Here is a 21,627-nt window from a genome sequence, read left to right as displayed (position 1 = left end):
AAAAGATTTAAATTTTTAGTTAAAGTTCTTTTTCAAGCTCATAAAGCTCATATCTTATACCTTTAAAAAGCTCAGCTTGTTCTAAATTTATAAGCTTAAAGCACTCTTCAAGCACGCGGGCGCTCTCCTGGGCACGCTTGAAATTTGCAGTGATTATCTCGTCTAAATTTTCTCTAGCTTGCTCGCTTTTTGTGCTAGTTTTTAAGACATCTTCTTGTGAATTTCTAAATTTTAAAAATTCTTTTTGTGGGATCTTTGCTTTATGGCGGAGGGATTTTATTTTGTAGGCGAGCTTAGCGTCATCAAAGACATATCTTTTTATATCTTCAACGACACGAAGCCCTTCTTTTAGCCTATTTAGATTCGCATCTATCACTCTGTAGATGCGCTCATCTTTAGTCATTTCTATTAAAAATTCCTAAAATTTGTAGTAACGATGTAAATAGATTTACAAAATCAAGATACAACGCAACCGCTCCTTCAACTGGAGTTTCGTAGTTTCCACGGATAATATTTTGCGTATCAAAAAGTATATATGCGCTAAATAGGATCGATGAAATACTTGCGATTACAAGTTGAAACATTGTACTTTTAACAAAAATATTGATAATAGCTGCTGCAACGATAACAATTAAGGTTATGAACAACATTTTACCCATTGTTGTAAAGTCACGTTTTGTATTCATTGCAAAGACACTTAATGCACCAAAAGCAACTGTTGTTAGTCCAAATGCTTGAGCTACAATACCAGCTCCACTTGGCATAGCCAAGATCGCTGAAAGTAGCGGAGTTAGCGTAAGGCCACTTATGAAAGTAAACGCAAATAGAAGTATTAAATTTAATCCCTCTTTGCGTTTAGCTGCCATTAAGCCAAAAAGTAGTGCAAACTCGACTATTACAAGTCCCCAGAACAAAAATCTATTTGCCGCAAAAACGCCAGCAATGCTAATACCTACATAGGCGCCAGCTGTAGCTGAAAGTAGTGATGCTGCAAAAAGTTGATAAGTTTGTTTTATAAAAGTACTTAGTGAGCTTTGAGAATACGCAAGTTCTTCTTGATTTTGTTTTGCGTAGTTCCTATCATACAGACTCATTTTATCTCCTTATGAATTTTTGAATGAGTTTAGCCTAAAATAATTAAACAATGAATAAAAAGAATTTTAATAAATTATATTAGTTAAAAATTTATATATTAAAGTATTTTTTAGATTAAATAAAAGTTGCTATAATCGCGTAAAAATATAAAAAATGGAGATAAATTTCTATGGATGACTCGCTACTTGAAGGTGCGGTAAAATTTATGGAAGATGGCTTTTTGGAGCATGAAGAGCTCTTTAAAAGTCTACAAAATAGACAAGACCCGCATACTCTTTTTATATCCTGTGTTGATTCAAGAGTGGTACCGAATTTGATAACAAACTGCCTTCCAGGCGAGCTTTTTATGGTGCGAAATATCGCAAACATCGTGCCGCCTTATAGAGTGAGCGAGGAATTTTTGGCAACGACTTCGGCTATCGAATATGCATTAGAGCTTTTAAATATCAAAAATATCATTATTTGCGGGCACTCTGACTGTGGCGGATGTGCAGCGCTTTATATGGATGAAAAAAAGCTCAAAACTACGCCAAATGTTAGAAATTGGATAAAGCTAATAGAGCCGATCAAGCGAGAAGTGCTTAAATTTACAAGCGACGATCCAGTAAAGATGGCGTGGCTAACTGAGAGATTAAATGTGATAAATTCGATCGAAAATATAATGACTTATCCAAATGTAAAAGAGGAGTATGAAAGAGGAAATCTTCAAATTTATGGCTGGCACTACATTATAGAAACCGGTGAAATTTTCAGCTACGATTTAAAGGAAGGTACATTCAAACTTTTAGCAGATAAAAGAGGTGAAAATGCGTAAAATTTTAACTATCGTCTTGCTCTCATTTGTAATGCTTCTTGGTGCTGAAAATAATAAAACTCAAGAAGAAAATATACTAAGCCTAACAAATCAAATTTTAACTTTAAACAACCAAATCCAAATCATAAAAGCACAGCAAAAAGATACAAACTCAACAAAAGCTGATAATTCAAATTTAGCTGGACTTCAAAAGAAAAAAAATGACCTTTTGGAAAAAATTCCACTATATGTTATGCAGATTGAGGTAACTCAAAACGATATTGATAAATTTATTTTGCAAAAAAATAATTTAGAAAAAAAAGTAGCTAGATTAGAGAAGCAATCAAACAAAGATGCTTACGTTCAAAGTGCTATTGAGCTTGAGAAAATGAAGATAGATTATGCATATTTCTCAGCTTTAATTAATCTTGAAGAGATATTTAAAAAAGGCGCTAAAGCAAACTCTATAAAAGAGGTGATAGATAACGGACTTTTAAATTTACAAACAAATTCTTACGTCAGCATAAAGGAGCTAAAAGATTCACTAAATGAGACTTCAAACTCTTACGATAATGCATTTGCCGAGCTTGATTTAAAAAAAGAGACTGATGAGGAAATTTTAATCTATCTTAAAAACAATGCCGATCTTCTAAGCTCAAGCATGATCTTATCAGAGCTAAATTTAGTCGATACGGTCGAATATATAAATAAGTTAACTTCTATAAATTCGGCAAAATTTAACGTTGGCAAGATCGTAGTTATAATCGCAGTATTTTTATTTTTTGTCTCACTTACAAGAATTCTTGCCAAACTCACATATTGGCTTATGTCACTTATTGCATCAGGCGAAGGCGTAAAGGAGGCAAAGGATCAGATAGTAGATATCGTTAAAAAGCCTATCTCTGCACTTCTTATCATTTATGCACTAAATATTTGTATAGGTGTTGGCTTTTATCCAGTACCAGTGCCACTAACTCTAGCAAATATCTTTTCGATCGTCTACATAGTAGCGTTTTCATGGCTTGTTTTAACTATCCTAAATGGTTATGGCATAGTAATAATTGATAAAATCGCACAAAAGAGTAGACGAAAAGAGGTCGTAAATTTAGTTTTAAAAGTAGTCTATGTAATTGTATTAATAATCGCACTTTTACTAATTCTTCAAAAGCTTGGCTTTGATATATCAGCGCTCATAGCCTCACTTGGCATCGGTGGTCTTGCTGTTGCATTTGCTGCAAAAGACATCATCGCAAACTTCTTTGCTTCTGTCATGATGCTCTTTGATAACTCATTTTCGCAAGGGGATTGGATAGTTTGTGGTGATATAGAGGGTACTGTTGTTGAGGTTGGCTTTAGAAAGACGACTATTAGAAGCTTTGATAATGCTTTAATCTTTGTGCCAAACTCAAAACTAGCAAGTGATCCTGTTAGAAACTGGAGTAGAAGAAAAGTTGGTAGACGTATCAGAATGCTAATAGGCATTGAATATGGAGCAACAACTGATGAGATTAAAAAATGTGTAGATGATATAAAAACTATGTTGATAAATCATCCAGATATTGCCAAAAGTGAGGATATAACAGCAAAGAAAAAAGGGCTAAAATATAGACAAAGTATAGTTTCGGTTGATGATTATGCTGGATATAAATCAAATTTATTTGTCGTGGTTGATGATTTTGCAGATAGCTCGATAAATATCTTAGTTTATTGTTTTGCAAAGACTATCGTTTGGGGAGAATTTTTAGATGTCAAGCAAGATGTAATGCTAAAGATTATGGATATTTTAAAGCAAAATGGTCTAAATTTCGCATTCCCAAGCCAAAGCTTGTATATTGAAAGTGTCAAAGATAAAATTTAAGGAGAAAACAATGAGTGATGATTTTGACTATGAAGAAGTAGAAGAAGACTACTCTGAATTTAATGACGATGAGGACGATAGTAGCGATAGTTATGACTATAATTACGATGAAAATGACTACAACTACGAAGATAGTGACGAGGACGAAGATAGTTACGACTCTTATTAGAAATACTTAATGAAATTTAATGGAATAAATTTACAGGGAGTTTTGTTTGACACACGATTTTGTAGATCAAAGTAGTTATAAAGCGATCGATGATATCTATAAAACGATATTAGACGTTATGATGGTTGCAAATGCACTATCTTTATTGCTTTTTATGATCATAGCTACACCACTACTTTTTATGTGCTTATTATTTATAGCAGCTGGGATATTGCTTAGAATAAAATTTGACATAAAATATAGAGTATTAATATCTCTTGCATTTCACCTAAATATCATATTACTTGTTACTATTATTGTTACTACTATGGGTTGGAATACTGGAATTTGGATAATACTCGTTGGTGTAATTTTTATAAACTACTTCCTAGCGTTTGATTCAAAGAGTCTTACTTATATAATGGCATTTTTAGAATTAATCTTGCTTATACTTCTTTATTTTATTCACAAAGATGAGGCACCGCTGATCCCATCGGCTATACGAGGGGCGATAGTTATATGCAGTATTGTTTTTGCTTTTTTTATTGTTTTAAGACTTTCAATGTTTGCAGATATCATCACTTCTAGTGGATATCAGCAAATAAGAAAAGAGACGGAAGAGCTTGAAAAAGACTCAAAGCATGATTTTTTAACGCAGCTTTTAAATAGAAGAACAATAGAAAAAACTTTAAGATTTGAACTAGTTGCTAACAAGGAAAGAAGTGGTAATACAAATTTAGTCATAATGCTAGGCGATATTGATAATTTTAAAAAAATAAACGATACATACGGGCATGACTGCGGTGATGAGGTCTTAAAAGATGTAGCCAGCGCTTTAAAGAAATCATTTAGAGGCAAAGACTATGTTTGCCGCTGGGGTGGAGAAGAATTTTTGATAATCTTGCCTGATACAAAGATAGAATTTATCCACGAAGTGAGTAAAAGGCTTAAAAAACAGATAAATAACGCAAAACTTCCAGATAAAACTCCAGTTACTATGACCTTTGGAATGCTAATATGTGCAAATGGTATTGAGGTGGATTTTGAGCAAGCCATAACTTTAGTAGATAAGCTGCTTTACGAAGGCAAGCAAAATGGCAAAGACCGCATCGAATTAGAAATTTTAAAAAAGGGCTCGGATGCGTAGAATTTCACTCTATACGGCTCAAAAAATTATCATATTTTCAATATTATTAACTCACGTCTGTTATTTTTTTATTTTTTTATTTATGAAAGAAGAAATTCTAGCGGTTACGAATGTATTTTCAGTAGCAACCTATCTTTTTCTTTTAAGGCTTATCTACGATAGCCCTGAAAATAACAAGATAACAATGCTTATAGTCCAGCTTGAAATTTTATTTCATGCATTAGTTTGTATGCTGACACTTGGATGGGGATATGGATTTGGATTATTGTTTTTAGCGTCGTCGCTAATACTGTTTTTTACTTCATTTACCTATAAATTTTTTAACTACATAATAGTTGTAGTGCAAATAATTTTATCCATAGCCTGCTATGTATATTTAGATGGTCAGCCTGTAAAAGATTTTGACGGCTTTAAAGATCTACTTTTTGTTTTTAACTTAAGTATGGTTTGCGTATTTTCGGTTATTATTTCGTACCTTTTGGAGAGCTCAAATTTATTTATATTTTTAAGTATCTTAGAGGAAAAAGAGATGGCTGAAAATATCTTAAATCACGATCCATTAACAGGACTTTTAAATCGTACTTCGATGCAGAAAATTTTAAGTCAAAATGATCTATATAAAAATAGGGACTTTGCTATCGTTATGTGTGATATTGATAACTTTAAAAAGATAAATGATACCTATGGACACGGCGTAGGAGATGCTGTTTTAAAAAGCTTATCAGGCATATTTAAAAACACATTTAGAGATAAAGATAGAGTAGCTAGGTTTGGTGGAGAAGAATTTTTAGCAGTCGTCTTGGGCGTAAAAAAAGATGCAGCTGTAAGTATCGTAGAGCGTGTTAGAGAGACTTTGAGTAAAAATATAGTTGAGTTTGAAAATATAAAGATCAACGCAACTATGACTTTTGGAGTAGTTGCTCATGATGGTACGGGAGAATTTAGCTTAGAAAAGATGATAAAACAAGCTGATAATCTACTTTATGCTGGTAAGCGAAGTGGTAAAAATATCGTTATGAGTGCGGATTACGATCCAAAAGCATAAATTTAGAGGCCTGAGCCTCTAAATTTTAATGTCCGTACATTAGGTTTGGTAGCCAAAGTGAGATTTGAGGTATATAAGTAACCAAGATAAGACCAAAGAAGAGAGTCAGCGTCCACGGCAAGCACGCCATGATGACCTCTTTTAAGTTCATATTTGTAAGACCGCTTGCGACAAATAAATTTAGTCCAACGGGTGGAGTCACCATACCTATCTCCATATTTACAACTAAGATAATGCCAAAGTGTATCGGATCTATGCCAAGTTGCGTTGAAATAGGAAGCAATAGTGGAACCATGATCATGATGACGCTTGAAGGCTCCATAAATTGACCCATGATAAAGAGTAAGATATTTACAAATATCAAAAATCCTATCATACCGATATTTGCGTCAAGTATCATCGAAGCGATCGCTTGAGGGATCTGCTCGCTAGTTAGCAAATATGCAAAAACAACGGCGTTTGCGATGATGAAAAATATCATAGCTGTTGTAAGGGCTGAGTCTAGGCAGATGTCCCAAAGATCTTTTATCTTTATATCTCTATAGATAAAAAGTGAGATAAATAACGCATAAACAGCACTTGCCGCAGCAGCTTCAGTTGGAGTGAAAATGCCTCCATAAATTCCGCCGATAACCACAACAACGATTAAAAGCGCCCAAAATGCTTTTGCAAATTTCTGCACTCTTACTTTAAGTGGCTCAGCCTTAGTCGCCTTAAAGCCAAGCTTTTTTGCTCCGACATAAGTTTGAATAAGCATAAATGCGCCAAGCATAAGACCTGGTATGACGCCTGCCATAAAGAGCTTGCCGATACTAACCTCTGCTGTTACGCCGTAAACTATCATAACAACTGAAGGTGGGATCAAAATTCCAAGCGAGCCAGCCGTAGTTATACCGCCCACTGCGTACTCTTTTGGATAGCCAGCCTCTTTTATCGCCGCAAACATAATTGAGCCAATAGCCACAACCGTCGCAGGTGAGCTTCCAGAAACTGCTGCAAAGATGATGCAGGCAAATATCGCACTCATAGGCAAGCCACCTGGCAAGTGTCCGACCATAGACTTTGCAAAGTCGATGATACGCCTTGCTGAGCCACCTTTGCTTAGTAAATTTCCAGCTAAGATAAACATCGGTATCGCCATTAGAGAAAATTTATTGATACCATCAAATATAAGCTGTGGGATCGTAGCGATGTCGATATCTGTAAAAAATATCATCGTTAAAACGGTGCTAGTTCCCAGCGAAACCGCCACTGGTACGCCTATTAGCATCAGCACAAAAAGTAGGATAAATAAAAATGCTATCGTCATCTTTTCTCCTTAGTCTTTGACTACGCTACCATGAGCTAGCTCGTGCGCTTCGTTATTTACGACTTGTGTTGCAGGAGTTAGAGCTACTTTTATAGCTTTTTCAGCTGAGCGGTAGCTAGCTGTGACAAAGGCTATTGGAAGCACTAGCATAGGGACCCATTGAGGTATGCCAAGGTCTATGATCATCTGCTCGATCTCGTGCAAAATTTTAAGATAATCAACCGAATAAACCGCGATAAATATCAAAAAGACAGTTGTTAAGATGTGCGAAAAGAGTAGGCACGCCTTCGCAAGCGCTGGTGGAAATTTCTCCACCAAGATAGTTACACTTACGTGAATGCCCTTATTAAAGCCATACGCTGCGGCAAAAAATGCCGACCAGATAAAAAGATAGTTTGATAGCTCGCTCGCCCAAGACCAGCTTTTATCGAAAAAATATCTAGCCATAACATTTGCAAAGGCTAGCAATGTTCCACTTGCAAGCCCAACTACTGCGATAGTTTTATTTAGTGAGGCTATCGCTATATCAAGGACATTAAAAAAGCTCTTCATTATTTTGTCCCAAGAGTCTTTTCTATGAGGTCTTTACCGATAACATCGTAAAATTTAGGATAGATTGGCTGCATAACCTTCTGCCACTCGGCTTTTTGTGCGTCATCGATCTTATAAATTTCTAGTTTTTTACTAGCAGCGATGTATTTTTCAAGCTCAGCTATGACGTGAGCGTCCTCTTTTGCTGTCTCTTCTCTCTCAAAAGCTGTTGCTTCGCTTAGAGCTTGTTTTACATTTGCTTTTAGATCATCTGGTAGCTTGCTCCAAAATTTATCGCTCATAACGACTAAATAGCCCAAATATCCGTGGCTTGAAAGTGTAAGCGAGCTTTGAACTTCGTGAAATTTTGAGTTATAGAAATTTGAAAGCGGGTTTTCAGTCGCATCAACTACGCCTTGTTGAAGTGCAGAGTAAACCTCTGAAAATGGTAAAACTTGTGGGTTGCCACCAACTACTTTAATTTGTTCTTCAAGCACCTTTGAGCTTTGGATTCTAAATTTTTGTCCTTTTGCATCTTCTGGCACAAGAACTGGTTTTTTGCTTGAGCTAAAGTGCTTAAATCCAGCATCCCAGTAATCAAGCGCCACAAAGCCTTTCTTAGTCACAAGGCCTTTTAGCTCCTCGCCGACCTCGCCGTCTTGGACCTTATGAAGGTGCTCTGCATCTTTAAAGATGAAAGGCAGGTCAAACAGCTGAAACTGCGGTACGATAGGTGTAAATTTAGAAAAACTAGGAGCTGCCATTTGGACATTGCCAAGCTTTAGCGCGCCAAAAACTCTATCATCATCAAGTAGCTGAGCTGATGGGAAAACTTGAACTTTTAGTTTGCCCCCACTTAGCTCCTCAGCACGCTTAGCAAAGAAGTCAGCTGCCTTACCCTTTGGCGTAGAAGCTGCGACAACGTGAGCAAATTTGATCGTATAGACCTTATCCGCACCAAATGCTAAGCCACTGATGGCACATGTAAAAAGTAAAGCTTGTAAGAATTTCATCTTTCATCCTTTGTAATAGTTTTGATATGTGCATTATAAATTTCAAAAATGAAAATTTGGAAATTTTGTTTCATAAATTCACATATCTTTATTTTTATATGTGTATTTTTGTAACATTTTTGATCTAAAATGGATAGTTTTTGCTTTGTAAATTTAACGTAAAAATTTATTTATCATTTTTATAGCCTATATTTGTTACGTTTCTACACATATTTTTATATTATTTTTTACATTTAGAGAAATTTAAATTTACTTTTCTCTCTTTTACAAAGCCAAATTTGCTCTTTTAGGATATAAATTTCACTCTTTTAACCACAAATTTATAAAGCAAATTCACTCATCTTTTATAAATGCAAAATTTAGCTTTTATAAAAAGCCCTATTTTTGGCTTAAATTTTAAAAGATTTTGTTTGTTAATCTTTTGTGGCTATAATGCGAGATAACAAATTTTATTATTAAGGAATTATTATGTTTGAATTAAGAAAACTTCCGTTTGACGCAAATGCCAATGCAGTAGTAAGTGCTAAAACCTGTGAATACCACTATGGCAAGCACCACGCGACCTATGTTGCAAATTTAAACAATCTCATAAAAGATACAAAATTTGCTAACGCATCATTTTACGAAATCCTAAAAAATAGCGAAGGCGGCCTATACAACAACGTCGCTCAAGTTTATAACCACGACTTTTACTGGGACTGCATCGCTAAAAAAAGCGAGATGTCAAGCGAGCTAAAAGCTGCGATCGAGGCAAATTTCGCAAATTTCAAAGAGGAGTTTTTAAAAGCAGCTACAACGCTTTTTGGCTCAGGCTGGGCGTGGCTTGTATTTGATCCAAGCAGCAAAAAGCTAGAGATCGTGCAAACTAGCAACGCAAAAACTCCAGTAAGCGATGGCAAAGTGCCACTTCTAGTTGTTGATGTTTGGGAGCACGCTTATTACATCGATAACTTCAACGCTCGCCCAAAATACCTAGAGACTTTCTTTGAAAACATAAACTGGGAATTTGTAAGCAAAGCTTACGAGTGGGCGCTTAAAGAGGGCTTAAATTCTGTCAAATTTTATATCGACGAGCTTCACGGCAAATGCAGTTGCACATCTGGCTGTGGCTGTCATTAAGAGCTAAATTCATCTAAAATTTGCCCGCCAAATGAGCTTGGCGGGTCTTAAAATTTTGCTCCATACACGTGAGATATCTTGCTTAAACATCGTTAAGATCAAAATTTAAGCGAAATTTCACTACTATTTTTCAAACGGCTTTGTTTAAACGACGCAACCACGACAAAGCCTCTTAAATTTAGGTCAAATTTTGCTAGAAACCACGAAAAATAAACTAAATTCATTCAAGACAAAGCCATTCATCGCTTTGCTAAGCTACGATACGCCAGACCTTGATATCGTTTGCAGTCCTGATGAGGCTGCAAAATTCGGTCTAAAATTTAGGCTCGATGCCAAAAACAGCGTCCCTTTAAAATATGACCTGCAAAAATTCCCGATCAGCTTTGATGAATACAAAAGGCGCTTTGATATCGTGCAGGAGCACCAAAAAAACGGCGATAGCTATCTTTTGAACCTCTGCTTCTCGACCGTTATAAAAACGGATCTTGGCTTGCAGGAGATATTTGAGCACTCAAACGCTAAGGTGGTGGTATTAAAAGAGGGTGACTTCGTCTGTTTCTCGCCAGAGCCCTTCGTGCGCATCGAAAACGGCTACATCCATACCTTTCCGATGAAGGGCACGATAGACGCTAGTCTCCCAAATGCCAGTGAAATTTTGCTAAACGATGAAAAGGAATTCAGCGAACAAGCGATGGTCGTGGATCTGATGCGAAACGACCTATCTATGGTGGCTAGCAAGGTTAGGGTACATAAATTTCGCTTTATCGAGCGAGCTGCAGGGCTACTACAGACTAGCTCTCACATCAGCGGCAAACTAGATGAAAATTTAGGCTTTGGCGATATTTTTGATAAAATTTTACCCGCCGGATCGATAAGTGGCACGCCAAAGCATGAGACCTGCAGGATCATAAACGAGTGCGAACGCGAGCCACGCGGCTTTTATACGGGTGTGTTCGTCTATTTCGACGGAGAAATTTTACAAAGCTTTGTGATGATAAGGTTTGTAAAAAAGCTCGACCAAATGCTTAAATTTTTTAGTGGCGGAGGCATAACTGCGCGTAGCGACGCTAGAAAGGAATACGATGAGCTACTGCAAAAAGTCGGATTTACTTTTTGAAACGATAAAAATTTTAGACTTCAAGCCGCAAAATTTGAAATTTCACATAAAAAGAGCGACGGCCTCGGCTGATGAAGCGCTTAAATTCGACCTTGAAAACTGCCTTGATTCGCCATTTTCTGGGCTGGTCAGAGCCAAGGTCATATATGATAGAGGCGGGAATTTAAAAAGCGTAGAGTATTTTGCCTATGAGATGAGGCGATTTTATAAATTTAGGCTCGTGGATGTGGAGTTTAGCTATGAGAAGAAATTTTTAGATAGAAGCGATATAGACGCTGCAAAGGGCGCATTCAGCGAGATAGTGATGATAAAAAACGGGCTTGTGACCGATACTAGCATCGCAAATTTAGCGATCTTTGATGACGGCTGGGTAACGCCTAAAAGCCCGCTTCTAAGGGGCACTACGAGGGCCAGGCTGCTTGAGGATGGTTTTTTGAGACAAGAAGACATAAGCGTGCAAAGGCTGCTTGAGAGCAAAAGATTTGGCGTGATGAACGCAATGATGGGCTTTTTAGAGCTCAAGGAGTTTAAATTTACGCGCTAGCGTGTGAAATTTTATTTAAAATTTACCTTTAAAAAGTAAAGTCTGTCATAATTTTTAAAAGGATAAACATGAAAAAAATTCTAGCTTTATCTTTGATCGCACTCGTGTTTTTAAGCGGTTGCGCGACTTCAAACACCGCTAATCAGGCGCCATCTATGGCTAAAGAGACAAAAACGATCGAATTTCACGGGACAGGAGACTACAAAGACTATAAAGCCACGCTCGTATCGAGCGATCTTTTTGAGACAGCCGGTTTTTACTGACTCTATAGGCTATAAATTTGACATGAAGCACGCTCCTGCGGCTAGTGGCATAAGGATGGTGAGCGACAAGGGCGTCGAGATACATTTCAAAAAAGGTAAAGGGATACTAAATTTCTGTCACGGTCAGATGTCTTTGGTATATGAGGACAAATGATTTTCTAGTGGATTTAAAGCCAAATGCGCTTTAAATCCCAAATTTTGATTGATCGCTGTGCGAGCCTCGTTCCTATTTTTGACGTGGTAAAACGACACTGTCTCGCAAGTGAGTGCTTTCTAGCTTCAAGTCATCTTTTCAAATATAAATTTATCCCGTTTTTCAGGCGATTTAAACCTTCGATGACGCGGCTTTTTTGTGTTGCGATATTCATACGAAGGAAAAATCTATCTCCTCTGTAAGCGTTGCCGTCATTTAACCAAAGTCTAGCCTTATCGCGCAAGAAATTCATAAATTCGCTCGAATCCTCACAAAACGCACTGCAGTCAAGCCACAAAAGATAGGTTGCATTTGATGGCAAGAGTTTGACTGGCAAATTATGCTCTTTTATGAAGTTTGCGACGACCTTTTTGTTTTCAAAAAGATACTCTCTAAGCTCATCAAGCCACTCTTCGCCACGTTCAAACGCCGCGATAGCAGCGATTATCGCAAAGGCGTTGGCCTCGCCGACCTCGTCGTAGTTTATCGCTGCGGCCATTTTTGCTCTTAAAATTTCGTTTGGCACGACGACTGCGGAGCTTTGAAGTCCGGCGATGTTAAAGGCCTTTGTAGGCGAGATACACGTGATGGAGTTGTTTTTGCACTCCTCGCTCACGCTGATAAATGGCACGTAGTTTAGCCCAGGATCAGTTATGTCGCAGTGAATTTCATCACTGATAACTAAAACATCGTGCTTGTAGCAAAGCTCGCCTATCTTTTTTAGCGTCTCTTTGTCCCAAATTTTACCTATTGGATTGTGAGGATTGCAAAGAAGCATCATAGTAGTTAGTGGCTGGGCTAGCTTTGCTTCGAGGTCCTCAAAGTCAATCTCATAAGAGCCATTTTTATAAACAAGGTCGTTTGATAAAATTTCACGGCCGTTGTTTTTGATGCAGTTAAAAAAGACGTGATAGACGGGTGCTTGCACTAAAATTTGATCTCCTGGACTGCTAAATCTCCTAATAGCAGTCGAGATGGCCGGTATAACGCCAGTGCAAAAGCACATCCACTCGTTCTCTAAGCTCACGTTGTGACGTCTTTGCCACCAGCTCTTTATCGCCTCGTTCCACTCTTTTGGGATGAACGAGTAGCCAAAGACGCCGTTATCAAGGCGCTTTTGCAAGACGCTTAATATCTCAGGTGCAGCCTTAAAGTCCATATCTGCAACCCACATCGGCAAAACGTCATTTTTCATACGCCATTTTGATGAGTTGGTACCTTCTCTGCTTACTAATGTGTCAAAATCGTACTTCATAGCTTTTCCTTAAATAAAATTTTAAATCAATTATAACCCAAAAGATACTAAGATGATTTAAAAATTTAATACCCAAAAAGGAAAAATGATGAAACTAGCTCAGGCTCTCATCCTAAGATCTGACACGCAAAAGCGCATCGAACAGCTAAAAGTTAGGCTACTTAGCAATGCAAAAACGCAGGAAAATGAAAGTCCAAGCGAGGATCCAAAGCTTCTTTTAAAAGAGCTTGACAAGCTAACAAGCGAGCTTTTTAGGCTCATTTGCTCTATAAATTTAACAAACTCAAGCGCTAAATTTGATGGCATTAGCCTAACTGAGATGATCGCTAAAAAGGACGCTTTAGCGCTAAAAGCAAACGTGCTTAGGGAGTTTGCAACAAGTGCTAGTCAAAAGGTCGATCTTTACTCAAATAGCGAGATCAAAATTTTAAGCACGGTCGATGTGGCGACACTTCAAAAGCAAGTGGATGCGCTTTCAAAAGAGATCAGAGAGCTAGATATGAAGCTGCAAGAGGCAAACTGGCAAGTTGATCTTATGGAATAAAATTTATGGTGAAAATGTAGCTAAAGGCGAGTAAAAAGAAAAATTTATTAGGCTTGCGGGGAGAGAGCAAAAGCTTAAATTTATCCCAGCAATTTAAAAAATGTATTCTTAAAAATAAATGTTACTACCACTTACTGATTTAGCTACGTTTTGGGTGGGTTTGGGGAAGGTTAATCTTTATTATGTAAGATTTCACAAATTTTTAAAAGGAAATTTATGAAACTTGACACCTTGATCGTAAAAGGCATCGAAGCTAAAAATAATCCAAATAAAGCTGTCATTCCGCCTGTTTTTTTAGCAAGCACGTTTGTGCAAGATGATCTTGAAAATTTTCAAGAATTTGCATATTCGCGTGGTAGCAACCCAACCAAAAAGGCATTTGATGAAATTTTTGCAAAGGTTGAAGGCAGCAAATATGCATTTAGCTTTGGTTCAGGCATGGCAGCAACAGCGGCGGCACTTAGCCTTATAAAAACTGGGCAAAAAGTCCTACTAAATAGCAACGTCTATGGCGGCACTTATAGATATGTTACAACCGTTTTTGAAAGCCACGGTATAAAGAGCGAATTTATAGATGATCTAAATTTTTTGAGCGAAGATGACATTAGTGACGACGTGGCGGCTATCTTCATCGAAACTCCGTCAAATCCTCTCTTAAGAGTGACAGATATTGCTAGAATTTCAAAGATCGCTCACAAAAAAAGCGCTCTAGTCATCGTGGATAACACATTTTTAACGCCTTATTATCAAAGAGTGCTTGACCATGGAGCTGATATCGTGGTTTATAGCGCTACAAAATATATCGGCGGACACGCTGATGTGATCGCTGGTATCGTCACGCTAAATGACGATGCTTTGGCTGAGAAGATAAAATTTGCTAAAAACACGCTTGGTGGCATCATAAGCCCGATGGACGCATACTACCTAATACGTGGGCTTAAAACGCTTAGCGTTAGGTTTGATAGACAAACGCAAAATACTCATAAAATAATCAAATTTTTGCAGAATAATGACGCAGTTAGCGTGGTGCATTTTGCCGGCTCATATAGTGAGCAAGAGGCAAATATGCAAGCAGCTCAAGCAAGCGACATCGGTGCTCTCATCTCATTTGAGCTCGATGAAAAATATGATGTAAATAAATTTGTAAAATCGCTAGAAATTTTTGATCTAGCGGTAAGTCTTGGTGGCGTAGAAAGCCTTATCTGCAGGCCTGCGACGATGACGCATGAGGCGTATCCAAAAGAGGTGCTAGATAAGATTGGTATAAAGCAAAACTTGCTTCGCCTAGCAATCGGTATCGAAAACGCTGATGATCTAATAGCAGATCTTGATCAAGCATTTAAAAAAGCAAAAAAATAATAAAGGAGATAGATATGGCAACTACAAAATTTAAAGGTAGTGAGGTAAATTTAAGTGGAAACGAGGTCTTCGTAGGCTCTTATGCACCTGAAGCAAAAGTCGTAGCGCAAGATCTTAGCGAGTTTAGCGTAGGCGGAAATAATGGCGTAGAAGTACTTGTTTGCTTACCATCACTTGATACTGGCGTTTGCGCAGCAGAGGCTCGTAAATTTAACGAAAAAGTAGCTGGCAAACATGGTGTAAAACTTAGCATCATCTCAAATGATTTGCCATTTGCGATGGGGAGATTTTGCACGACTGAAGGCATAGAAAATTTACATGTTGGAAGTGACTTTAGATACGGAGAATTTGCTAAAAACTATGGCGTTTTAATGAGCGATGGCCCACTAAAAGGACTACTTGCAAGAGCGGTATTTGTTATCAATGATGGCGTAATAATTCACAAACAAATCGTCCCTGAAGTGACAGAAGAGCCAAACTACGATGCTGTATTTGATGCTATTAAAAGTAGCGGTAGTTGCGGTTGTGGCTGCCATTAAAAAAAGCGTTATCTAAGCATCTATTTGATGCTTAGATAATTAATCTTAGTCAAATAGAGATTTTTCAAAAGACTTTACTATAAAGCTTTTTCTATGAAGGCTTGAATAGCCAAACTTAGCAATAGCGTCTAAATGCGCTTTTGTGCCGTATCCTTTGTGCCTAGCAAAGCCATACTTTGAGTAAATTTTATCCCAGTCTTTCATCAAACTATCACGGCTAACCTTAGCTAATATGCTAGCAGCGCTTACCCCAGCGACTTTGCTGTCAGCTTTTATTATCGTTGTGATACCAACACCATAGTCTAAATTTCCATCATAAATGATCTCAAAACCCTCAAAATGCGCCTTAAAAATTTTGAGCGCTCGCCTTAAGCACTCACTTAGCCCAAGTTCGTCTATTTGTGTATTTGAGAAGTAGATGATGAGAAAATTTGAGCTTTTTATGATCTCTTTAAAAAGCTCCTCACGCTTTTTTGCAGTTAGTTTTTTGGAGTCGTTTAGGCCTGAAATTTCTTTATTTAGCACGCAGGCTGCTACGCTTAAAGGCCCAGCTAAAGCCCCACGTCCAGCCTCATCTATGCCACAAATTTTTGCCATTAAAGTCCGATTTCATCGCTAAAGTAAGGTCTTAGCTCATCAAGTGGCACGCTAATTTGCTCCTCATTTAAAAAGGTAAGCCCAAGTGGCGAAAGTACAAAATTTTCGCTAACGCCTGCTGTTGCGAGGATTGCCTTTAGATGAGGGTCGTTTATATCTTTAAAAATTTGCTTTAGCTTTAGCTTTTTGTTGGTTTTAAGCAAGACAACATCGCAGCTAGTTTTATTATTTTTATAGGTGCAGATGCTTTTTATTTTGTCATTTATATAGTAGATGTTATCTAGGCTCTCAAATTGGTTATTTGGCCATTTTTTACGCTCGCTTTTTAGGTCATAAAGTGTCGAGAGTAATTTATTTTTATTTTTTTTAGCCGATTCTTTGGCAAATATATCGTTAATTATAGCTTCGTATCTCGTGCCATTTGCTTCGGTCATTTGGATGCCAATATTTAGCATTTCATACTCTTTTTCTTTTTTGATAGTCGCATTATAGGCTTTGTTTTTAACGATTATTTTGCCCTTTAGCTCGCCATTTTCATTTTTAACGTCTAAATTTATCTTATCAGATACAGCATTTAGCGACGAAATTTCACTGCTATTTTGCTCAAGATTACCTTTTTCATAGTCGTATTTTGTACCATCAAAAAAGATATGCCCGCTTATCTTGGCCGGCACTTTAAAGCTCTTACTTTGCTTAAAATTTTCAAATTCATCTTTAAAATAGTTCATATAAACTTCAAATTTTATGCCATTTGCCTCACCAATAAATTTATAAAATTTTGCCCAGTTTTCGTGATTTATCTCATAGCCAAATAGGCTTACTATAAGTATAAAAATCCCAAAAAATGCTCTCATGTCCGTCCTTTATAGTTTTTTTTGATTATAACTTCTTTACTTTAAGCTTTTAAAACAATAATCAAATAAAGGTTTAAATTTATAAACCTAGACTCCACCTAGAAAAGGGCAAAATTTCGCATTTTATGCCCTCAAAGCTAAGCTCGGCTTGGTTTGCGACGCTGATTATCTGAAGCTTACTTATACCCAGCTCTTTTAAGCTTGCGTGGAGTTTTTTAAATTTCAAAAAGATGATCTCTGGCGCAGAAAATGGCACACAGATAATCGCGATCTTCCTTTTATTAAGGAAGAAATCAATCTCTTTTGTGTAGTAAATTTCATCTTTAAATTTAAGCAATTCGCAAAAAACAACATTTGTAAAGACTGCCAAAAAATCCTTTTTTAGGTATAAAGCGTTACGAAGTGCAAAATTTGTAAAGTAGAGTTTTTTGCTCGTACTGCTCTCATCTAAATTTGGTACTAATTCTATAAAACCATTTTCATTAAGACTGGCTACTGTGTTATAGACACTATCTTTTGAAATTTTCATCTGCTCTTTTAGGTTTTTGTAGATACCAAAAGTACTAAGCACATCGTGGCATTTTGGAGCACATTCTTTTAAAATCGCAATGCTTTGCTCGCTTAAATTTGCTCTTAAGAGCTGCTGCAAGTGAGCTGTGACCTCGCTGGAGTCTAAAAAGGCACTTGCTATCTCGTTGCCGTGAGCCAAAAAATAGCTAAACAGCAGGTCTTGGTCCAAATTTTTCTTAAAAAATAGTATAAATTCCTCGTAGTCGAGATAGTTTAAATTTATGCGAGCAAAGCCATCAATCGTGAGTGAAAATTCCTTGCTTGTAAGGATGATATTTTCAAGTGTTGCGCCCTTTAAAAAGCCTAAATTTGCAAGGTCAGTAGCTTGTAAATTTTCAACTGCGAGCACCTTTATCTGGGCATTTTTTTCTAAAAAATCTTTTAGATTTGCTAAAAGTAAAGCTCTGTCTATCCTTAGATCGTCTAAATTTACATAAAGCCTCTCCTCACTTTTATAATGGCTCAAGAACTCATAAACAAGGGCCGTTTTGCCACTTGCAATGGCGCCAACGATAAGCGTCTTTGGCGAGATGATTTCGTATTTTCTGGGGATAAATTTACTTGATTTAAGCGGCTGATTGTAATAAAGCTCTAATTGGTTCATTTTCTCCCCTTTGTAAGATGTATATGTAAATTTTTGCTATACCTTCAGAACCCCCCCCCGTTATAAGTGCGATCTCGTCGCTCGTTAGTTCATAAAGCTCAAAAACAAGTTTGTCCATTTTTTCGTCACTTGCCTTGATTTTGTCGTTTAGCGTGTCGATATTTTCTTTGGCTTCTAGCTTTTCATCAAGAGTTAAAGTAGGCATGTGCTTCTCGTAAAGCTTGATTTTTTCATTGGCTTTTAAAATTTCATCGACCAAATTTATTATCTCGTTTGCTAAATTTTCATTTTGTGGCGTGATTTGTGGGATAGGTAAAATTTCTAAGCGATTTATTTTTATTTCGCCTTCAAGTCCGCCTCCAGCATAGAAAAAGTTGAAAATTTTATAAACAGCTGTTGAATTTAAAAAGGCTAATAAAAATTTTAAATTTTCGCCAGTTATGCAATATGCAGTATTGTCTGGAATATTATTATTTATATCGTAAGCAAATTTTGGGCTTTGCACCATTCTGGCGCATAAAATTTTCTCTTTTTCAAATTCCTCATAATAAGCGATGCTATCTTGCGTCTCAAACCATTTATTTGATGTTTTTTTACGGCATTTTTTACCATTTATAGTTTCGCCACTTTGTGCTATATAAGGCAAGAAATTTTGTAAATATCTCTTAAGATTTGGAAAATTTTCAATGTCTATCTTTAACGCCGGAAATGTGCAAATGAGCCACAGCCCAGCCCACTCATAGTCATAACGCTTTATATCTCGACCTCGTAAGATCGGTCTAATGAGCTTTTGTATCTGTTCTCTTTCTTCTCCAACGCAGTTATTTAAAATTTTATCACGAGTGTCGCTATCAATAATGAAAGCTTCGTTTAATCCAGTTAAAATTCCACGATAAATATTCACATCCCAATCTTTCAATGGCTTTGCGACTTTTTCGATTTTATTTTTTAGCTCAAATTTGCTCTTATCAAGGAAAGTGAAATTTGTTTCGTTTAGCGTGGATTGTGGTATTTGGATAAATTTTTGCGTTTTTAAATTTATGGTGCTTGAAGCTAGGAAATTAAATTTTGAATTTTCACCAGCTCTTATTTTTTTAAAAATAGTAACCGCACTATCTACGCTCGCATCTTCAAAAACTTTAACCCCAGCAAAATCGATAATATGTGTTATTTGTGTATTTTCTAGTATAAATTTACGTAAATTTTCACCATAGCTGGCGCGGAAAAATTTATTTGAACATATAAAACCTAAAAGCCCATTTTCTTTTAGATGCGTAATGCCAAGCTCATAAAAATAGACGAACAAATCAGCCGTGCCACTATAAACTTTATATTTTTGTAGGGCTGGCTTTTGCTCTTTTATCGCCTCTTGTCTAACATAGGGAGGATTGCCGATAACGACATCAAATTTAAAGTTAAAAGGAAATTCTAAAAGCGAGTTTGCTGCTATCAAATTTTTACTAAGATCTGTTAAAACTCGTCCCTTGGCAGCTGTGCGGAGCCAAAGAGATAGTCTAGCGATCTCGACCGCATCGGCATTTATATCTACGCCGTAAAGGTTATTTTCTAAAATAGTGCTTTCTATATCGTAAAGTCCTAAGCCCTCGCCCTCATATACTTTGCGGTAAGTGTCTAATGCGCCATGCTCGGCAATTAGAAATTCTAAAGCTTGGTTTAAAAATGCACCAGAGCCGCAAGCTGGATCAAGTATCTTAAGGGATAAGAGCCACTCGCGGTAAGTATAAATTTTATCTTTGATCTCGCTTTCTGCTTTGGTTAATTTTTTGGGATTTTTTGGTGCTAGTAACTCATTTAGATCAAGCCCTAACTCATCTTTTTTAGCTTTACAAAGCGCACCAAGCGAATTTTCAACTATAAATTCTGTTATAAACTCTGGCGTATAAAATATGCCATCTTTTTTACGTTTGCTCTGTTTGGCATCAAATTCATTGCCATTTATTTGCGCATTTAGCTCTTCAAGGTCGTTTAGTGAGCTTTCAAAGATATGTCCTAGGATATTTACACCGATGTCGCTTAAAAAGTCATAGTCGCTTAAAAACTGCGCTTCAAGCACGCTATCGTCCATCTTTAGTGCATCAAGCTCAGTATCTGTGGCAAAAAGTCCGCCATTGTAGCGTTTGATATCAAGACGTTCACTGCCTTCATCAATGGCTTTAAAGTAAATTTTGTAAAAGTCATAAAAACTAAGCTCAGTAACTTGGTTTTGAAATTTATCTTTTATCTCGGCTATCGTGCGAAGTCTTAGTAGTCCGCGGTCTTCGGCAAATAGTATAAAGACAAACCTATCACATAGTTTTTGAGTTAGGCTTAAAAGCCTATTTTTATCAATGCTAGTATTGTTTTTGCAAATATTTTTAAAAAGAGTGAGTCTAAATGCGCTAAAGTCTTTATAAAATTTATTTGAAATTTCGCGCTCGTGAGTGGTAAATTTCTCTTTTAGCTTTAGCGGTAGATCCGTGCTAATGCTCTCAAAGCTAAGCAGTAAATGAAGTTTCTTAAACTCCTCAAAGCTTGCTGTAAAAAGGTCAAATTTTTCAAATGTTGTTTTATTGCCGATGTAAAAGCGCAGTTCGTTAAAATTTGAAACAACGACATATTTGGCATTTTCATGTGAGATAAAATAGCGAAAAGCTTGATCTACCGGGCTAAGCTCGCGGTTGGATGGAGTTTTATCAAGATGCTGTGTAGTCTGATCTTTTAGCTCGATCACGCATCTAACTTCGCCATTTATCAGTATCGCCCCATCTGCTTTTTTGCCGTCAGTTTCGTTCTTTTTCTCGCGTTCAAGATTGAAATTTGTAGGATTAGTAGTGTCTAAAGTGTAGCCAAGGCAGTCTTCAAAGATATATTTTAGAAACTGCGTTTGAAATTTTTCTTCTTTGAAGCTCTTAATGTCACTAGCTTTTGCCTGATACATTTGCAAATTTGCATAACGCTTTTTAAGCTTTTCCTCATCTTGTTCTTGAGTTAATAAGAATTTTGAATTAAAGATCGGCATCTTTTCTCTTTAAAATTTTAATTTCTTGGAATCTTATCTTTTTAAATTTTATATTTTCCTGATTAAAAGGAAATAATTAATCAAAATTCATCAAAAAATGACGTTTTTCTT

23 protein-coding genes are annotated in these 21,627 nt (G+C 36.7%); 13 read left to right on the top strand and 10 right to left on the bottom strand.

Annotated features, from left to right (window positions below):
• Positions 1–19: 19 nt before the first annotated feature.
• Together CYO92_RS00335 and CYO92_RS00330 are read right to left on the bottom strand one after the other, a co-directional pair.
• Positions 20–403 (bottom strand): thiamine-phosphate pyrophosphorylase, encoded by a 384-nt coding sequence (locus tag CYO92_RS00335; protein ID WP_103589181.1) that lies wholly within the window; start codon positions 401–403, stop codon positions 20–22.
• A complete protein-coding gene (locus CYO92_RS00330) occupies positions 396–1,094 on the bottom strand; it encodes a Bax inhibitor-1/YccA family protein (RefSeq protein WP_084109905.1) in 699 nt (232 codons plus the stop codon). The genes CYO92_RS00335 and CYO92_RS00330 overlap by 8 nt, the downstream gene beginning before the upstream one ends.
• Before the next feature lie 170 nt (positions 1,095–1,264).
• Between CYO92_RS00330 and CYO92_RS00325 the strand changes: the two genes are divergently transcribed.
• The 5 genes from CYO92_RS00325 to CYO92_RS00310 all read left to right on the top strand — a co-directional run bounded on the left by CYO92_RS00325 (position 1,265) and on the right by CYO92_RS00310 (position 6,086).
• Positions 1,265–1,909: a carbonic anhydrase gene (locus CYO92_RS00325; RefSeq protein WP_103589180.1), complete on the top strand. Its 645-nt coding sequence runs from the start codon at positions 1,265–1,267 to the stop codon at positions 1,907–1,909.
• Positions 1,902–3,746, top strand: a complete 1,845-nt coding sequence (locus CYO92_RS00320) for a mechanosensitive ion channel domain-containing protein (protein ID WP_103589179.1) — start codon at positions 1,902–1,904, stop codon at positions 3,744–3,746. The genes CYO92_RS00325 and CYO92_RS00320 overlap by 8 nt, the downstream gene beginning before the upstream one ends.
• A 10-nt stretch (positions 3,747–3,756) precedes the next feature.
• A complete protein-coding gene (locus tag CYO92_RS09245; RefSeq protein ID WP_021091126.1) occupies positions 3,757–3,915 on the top strand; it encodes a hypothetical protein in 159 nt (52 codons plus the stop codon).
• Between the two features lie 46 nt (positions 3,916–3,961).
• Entirely contained in the window at positions 3,962–5,041 is a 1,080-nt protein-coding gene (locus CYO92_RS00315) for a GGDEF domain-containing protein (protein ID WP_223315365.1), read from the top strand.
• An 82-nt stretch (positions 5,042–5,123) separates the two neighbouring features.
• Complete coding sequence (locus CYO92_RS00310) at positions 5,124–6,086, top strand: GGDEF domain-containing protein (RefSeq protein WP_343219193.1); 963 nt, start codon at positions 5,124–5,126, stop codon at positions 6,084–6,086.
• 25 nt (positions 6,087–6,111) lie between these two features.
• Here CYO92_RS00310 and CYO92_RS00305 read toward each other — a convergent pair whose 3' ends face one another.
• Genes CYO92_RS00305 through CYO92_RS00295 form a run of 3 tightly spaced genes read right to left on the bottom strand, consistent with a single transcriptional unit; the run spans position 6,112 to position 8,939 of the window.
• Positions 6,112–7,395: a TRAP transporter large permease gene (locus CYO92_RS00305; RefSeq protein ID WP_103589177.1), complete on the bottom strand. Its 1,284-nt coding sequence runs from the start codon at positions 7,393–7,395 to the stop codon at positions 6,112–6,114.
• A gap of 9 nt (positions 7,396–7,404) precedes the next feature.
• Positions 7,405–7,947 carry a TRAP transporter small permease gene (locus CYO92_RS00300; RefSeq protein ID WP_103589176.1) on the bottom strand — a complete coding sequence of 181 codons (543 nt, stop codon included), beginning with the start codon at positions 7,945–7,947 and terminating at the stop codon, positions 7,405–7,407.
• Entirely contained in the window at positions 7,947–8,939 is a 993-nt protein-coding gene (locus CYO92_RS00295) for a DctP family TRAP transporter solute-binding subunit (protein WP_103589175.1), read from the bottom strand. The genes CYO92_RS00300 and CYO92_RS00295 overlap by 1 nt, the downstream gene beginning before the upstream one ends.
• Positions 8,940–9,407: 468 nt before the next feature.
• On the opposite strand from CYO92_RS00295, the gene sodB reads away from it, so the two are divergent.
• From sodB to CYO92_RS09400, 5 genes are all read left to right on the top strand, one after another.
• Positions 9,408–10,058: a superoxide dismutase [Fe] gene (gene sodB, locus CYO92_RS00290; RefSeq protein WP_103589174.1), complete on the top strand. Its 651-nt coding sequence runs from the start codon at positions 9,408–9,410 to the stop codon at positions 10,056–10,058.
• Positions 10,059–10,248: 190 nt separating this feature from the next.
• On the top strand, positions 10,249–11,175 hold the full coding sequence (locus CYO92_RS00285) for an aminodeoxychorismate synthase component I (protein ID WP_103589173.1): 927 nt from the start codon (positions 10,249–10,251) through the stop codon (positions 11,173–11,175).
• A complete protein-coding gene (locus CYO92_RS00280; protein WP_103589172.1) occupies positions 11,141–11,719 on the top strand; it encodes an aminotransferase class IV in 579 nt (192 codons plus the stop codon). The genes CYO92_RS00285 and CYO92_RS00280 overlap by 35 nt, the downstream gene beginning before the upstream one ends.
• 68 nt (positions 11,720–11,787) lie before the next feature.
• A complete protein-coding gene (locus tag CYO92_RS09240) occupies positions 11,788–11,982 on the top strand; it encodes a hypothetical protein (protein WP_180997813.1) in 195 nt (64 codons plus the stop codon).
• Between the two features lie 22 nt (positions 11,983–12,004).
• On the top strand, positions 12,005–12,136 hold the full coding sequence (locus tag CYO92_RS09400) for a hypothetical protein (RefSeq protein WP_258031804.1): 132 nt from the start codon (positions 12,005–12,007) through the stop codon (positions 12,134–12,136).
• Positions 12,137–12,266: 130 nt separating this feature from the next.
• Here the strand turns inward: CYO92_RS09400 and CYO92_RS00270 are convergent, their stop codons facing one another.
• Entirely contained in the window at positions 12,267–13,430 is a 1,164-nt protein-coding gene (locus CYO92_RS00270) for a MalY/PatB family protein (protein WP_103589171.1), read from the bottom strand.
• A gap of 88 nt (positions 13,431–13,518) precedes the next feature.
• Between CYO92_RS00270 and CYO92_RS00265 the strand changes: the two genes are divergently transcribed.
• The 3 genes from CYO92_RS00265 to tpx all read left to right on the top strand — a co-directional run bounded on the left by CYO92_RS00265 (position 13,519) and on the right by tpx (position 15,872).
• On the top strand, positions 13,519–13,974 hold the full coding sequence (locus tag CYO92_RS00265; protein ID WP_103589170.1) for a DIP1984 family protein: 456 nt from the start codon (positions 13,519–13,521) through the stop codon (positions 13,972–13,974).
• 216 nt (positions 13,975–14,190) lie between these two features.
• Positions 14,191–15,333, top strand: a complete 1,143-nt coding sequence (locus tag CYO92_RS00260) for a trans-sulfuration enzyme family protein (protein WP_103589169.1) — start codon at positions 14,191–14,193, stop codon at positions 15,331–15,333.
• A 14-nt stretch (positions 15,334–15,347) separates the two neighbouring features.
• The gene (gene tpx, locus CYO92_RS00255) at positions 15,348–15,872 is read left to right on the top strand and encodes a thiol peroxidase (RefSeq protein ID WP_103589168.1); all 525 of its coding nucleotides are present in this window, start codon (positions 15,348–15,350) and stop codon (positions 15,870–15,872) included.
• A 45-nt stretch (positions 15,873–15,917) separates the two neighbouring features.
• Here the strand turns inward: tpx and CYO92_RS00250 are convergent, their stop codons facing one another.
• From CYO92_RS00250 to CYO92_RS00235, 4 genes are all read right to left on the bottom strand, one after another.
• On the bottom strand, positions 15,918–16,469 hold the full coding sequence (locus CYO92_RS00250; RefSeq protein ID WP_103589167.1) for a ribonuclease HII: 552 nt from the start codon (positions 16,467–16,469) through the stop codon (positions 15,918–15,920).
• Complete coding sequence (locus tag CYO92_RS00245) at positions 16,469–17,323, bottom strand: S-adenosylmethionine tRNA ribosyltransferase (RefSeq protein WP_103589166.1); 855 nt, start codon at positions 17,321–17,323, stop codon at positions 16,469–16,471. Before CYO92_RS00245 ends, CYO92_RS00250 begins: the two co-directional genes overlap by 1 nt.
• Positions 17,324–17,402: 79 nt before the next feature.
• A complete protein-coding gene (locus tag CYO92_RS00240; RefSeq protein WP_103589165.1) occupies positions 17,403–18,497 on the bottom strand; it encodes an ATP-binding protein in 1,095 nt (364 codons plus the stop codon).
• Positions 18,460–21,516, bottom strand: a complete 3,057-nt coding sequence (locus CYO92_RS00235; RefSeq protein WP_103589612.1) for an Eco57I restriction-modification methylase domain-containing protein — start codon at positions 21,514–21,516, stop codon at positions 18,460–18,462. The genes CYO92_RS00240 and CYO92_RS00235 overlap by 38 nt, the downstream gene beginning before the upstream one ends.
• Between the last annotated feature and the right edge of the window lie 111 nt (positions 21,517–21,627).

Origin of the sequence: Campylobacter concisus (assembly GCF_002913715.1) — a bacterium.
GTDB lineage: Bacteria > Campylobacterota > Campylobacteria > Campylobacterales > Campylobacteraceae > Campylobacter_A > Campylobacter_A concisus_AG.
Note: the sequence above shows the minus strand (reverse complement) of the source record. Positions and strands in the feature narration are given on the sequence as shown.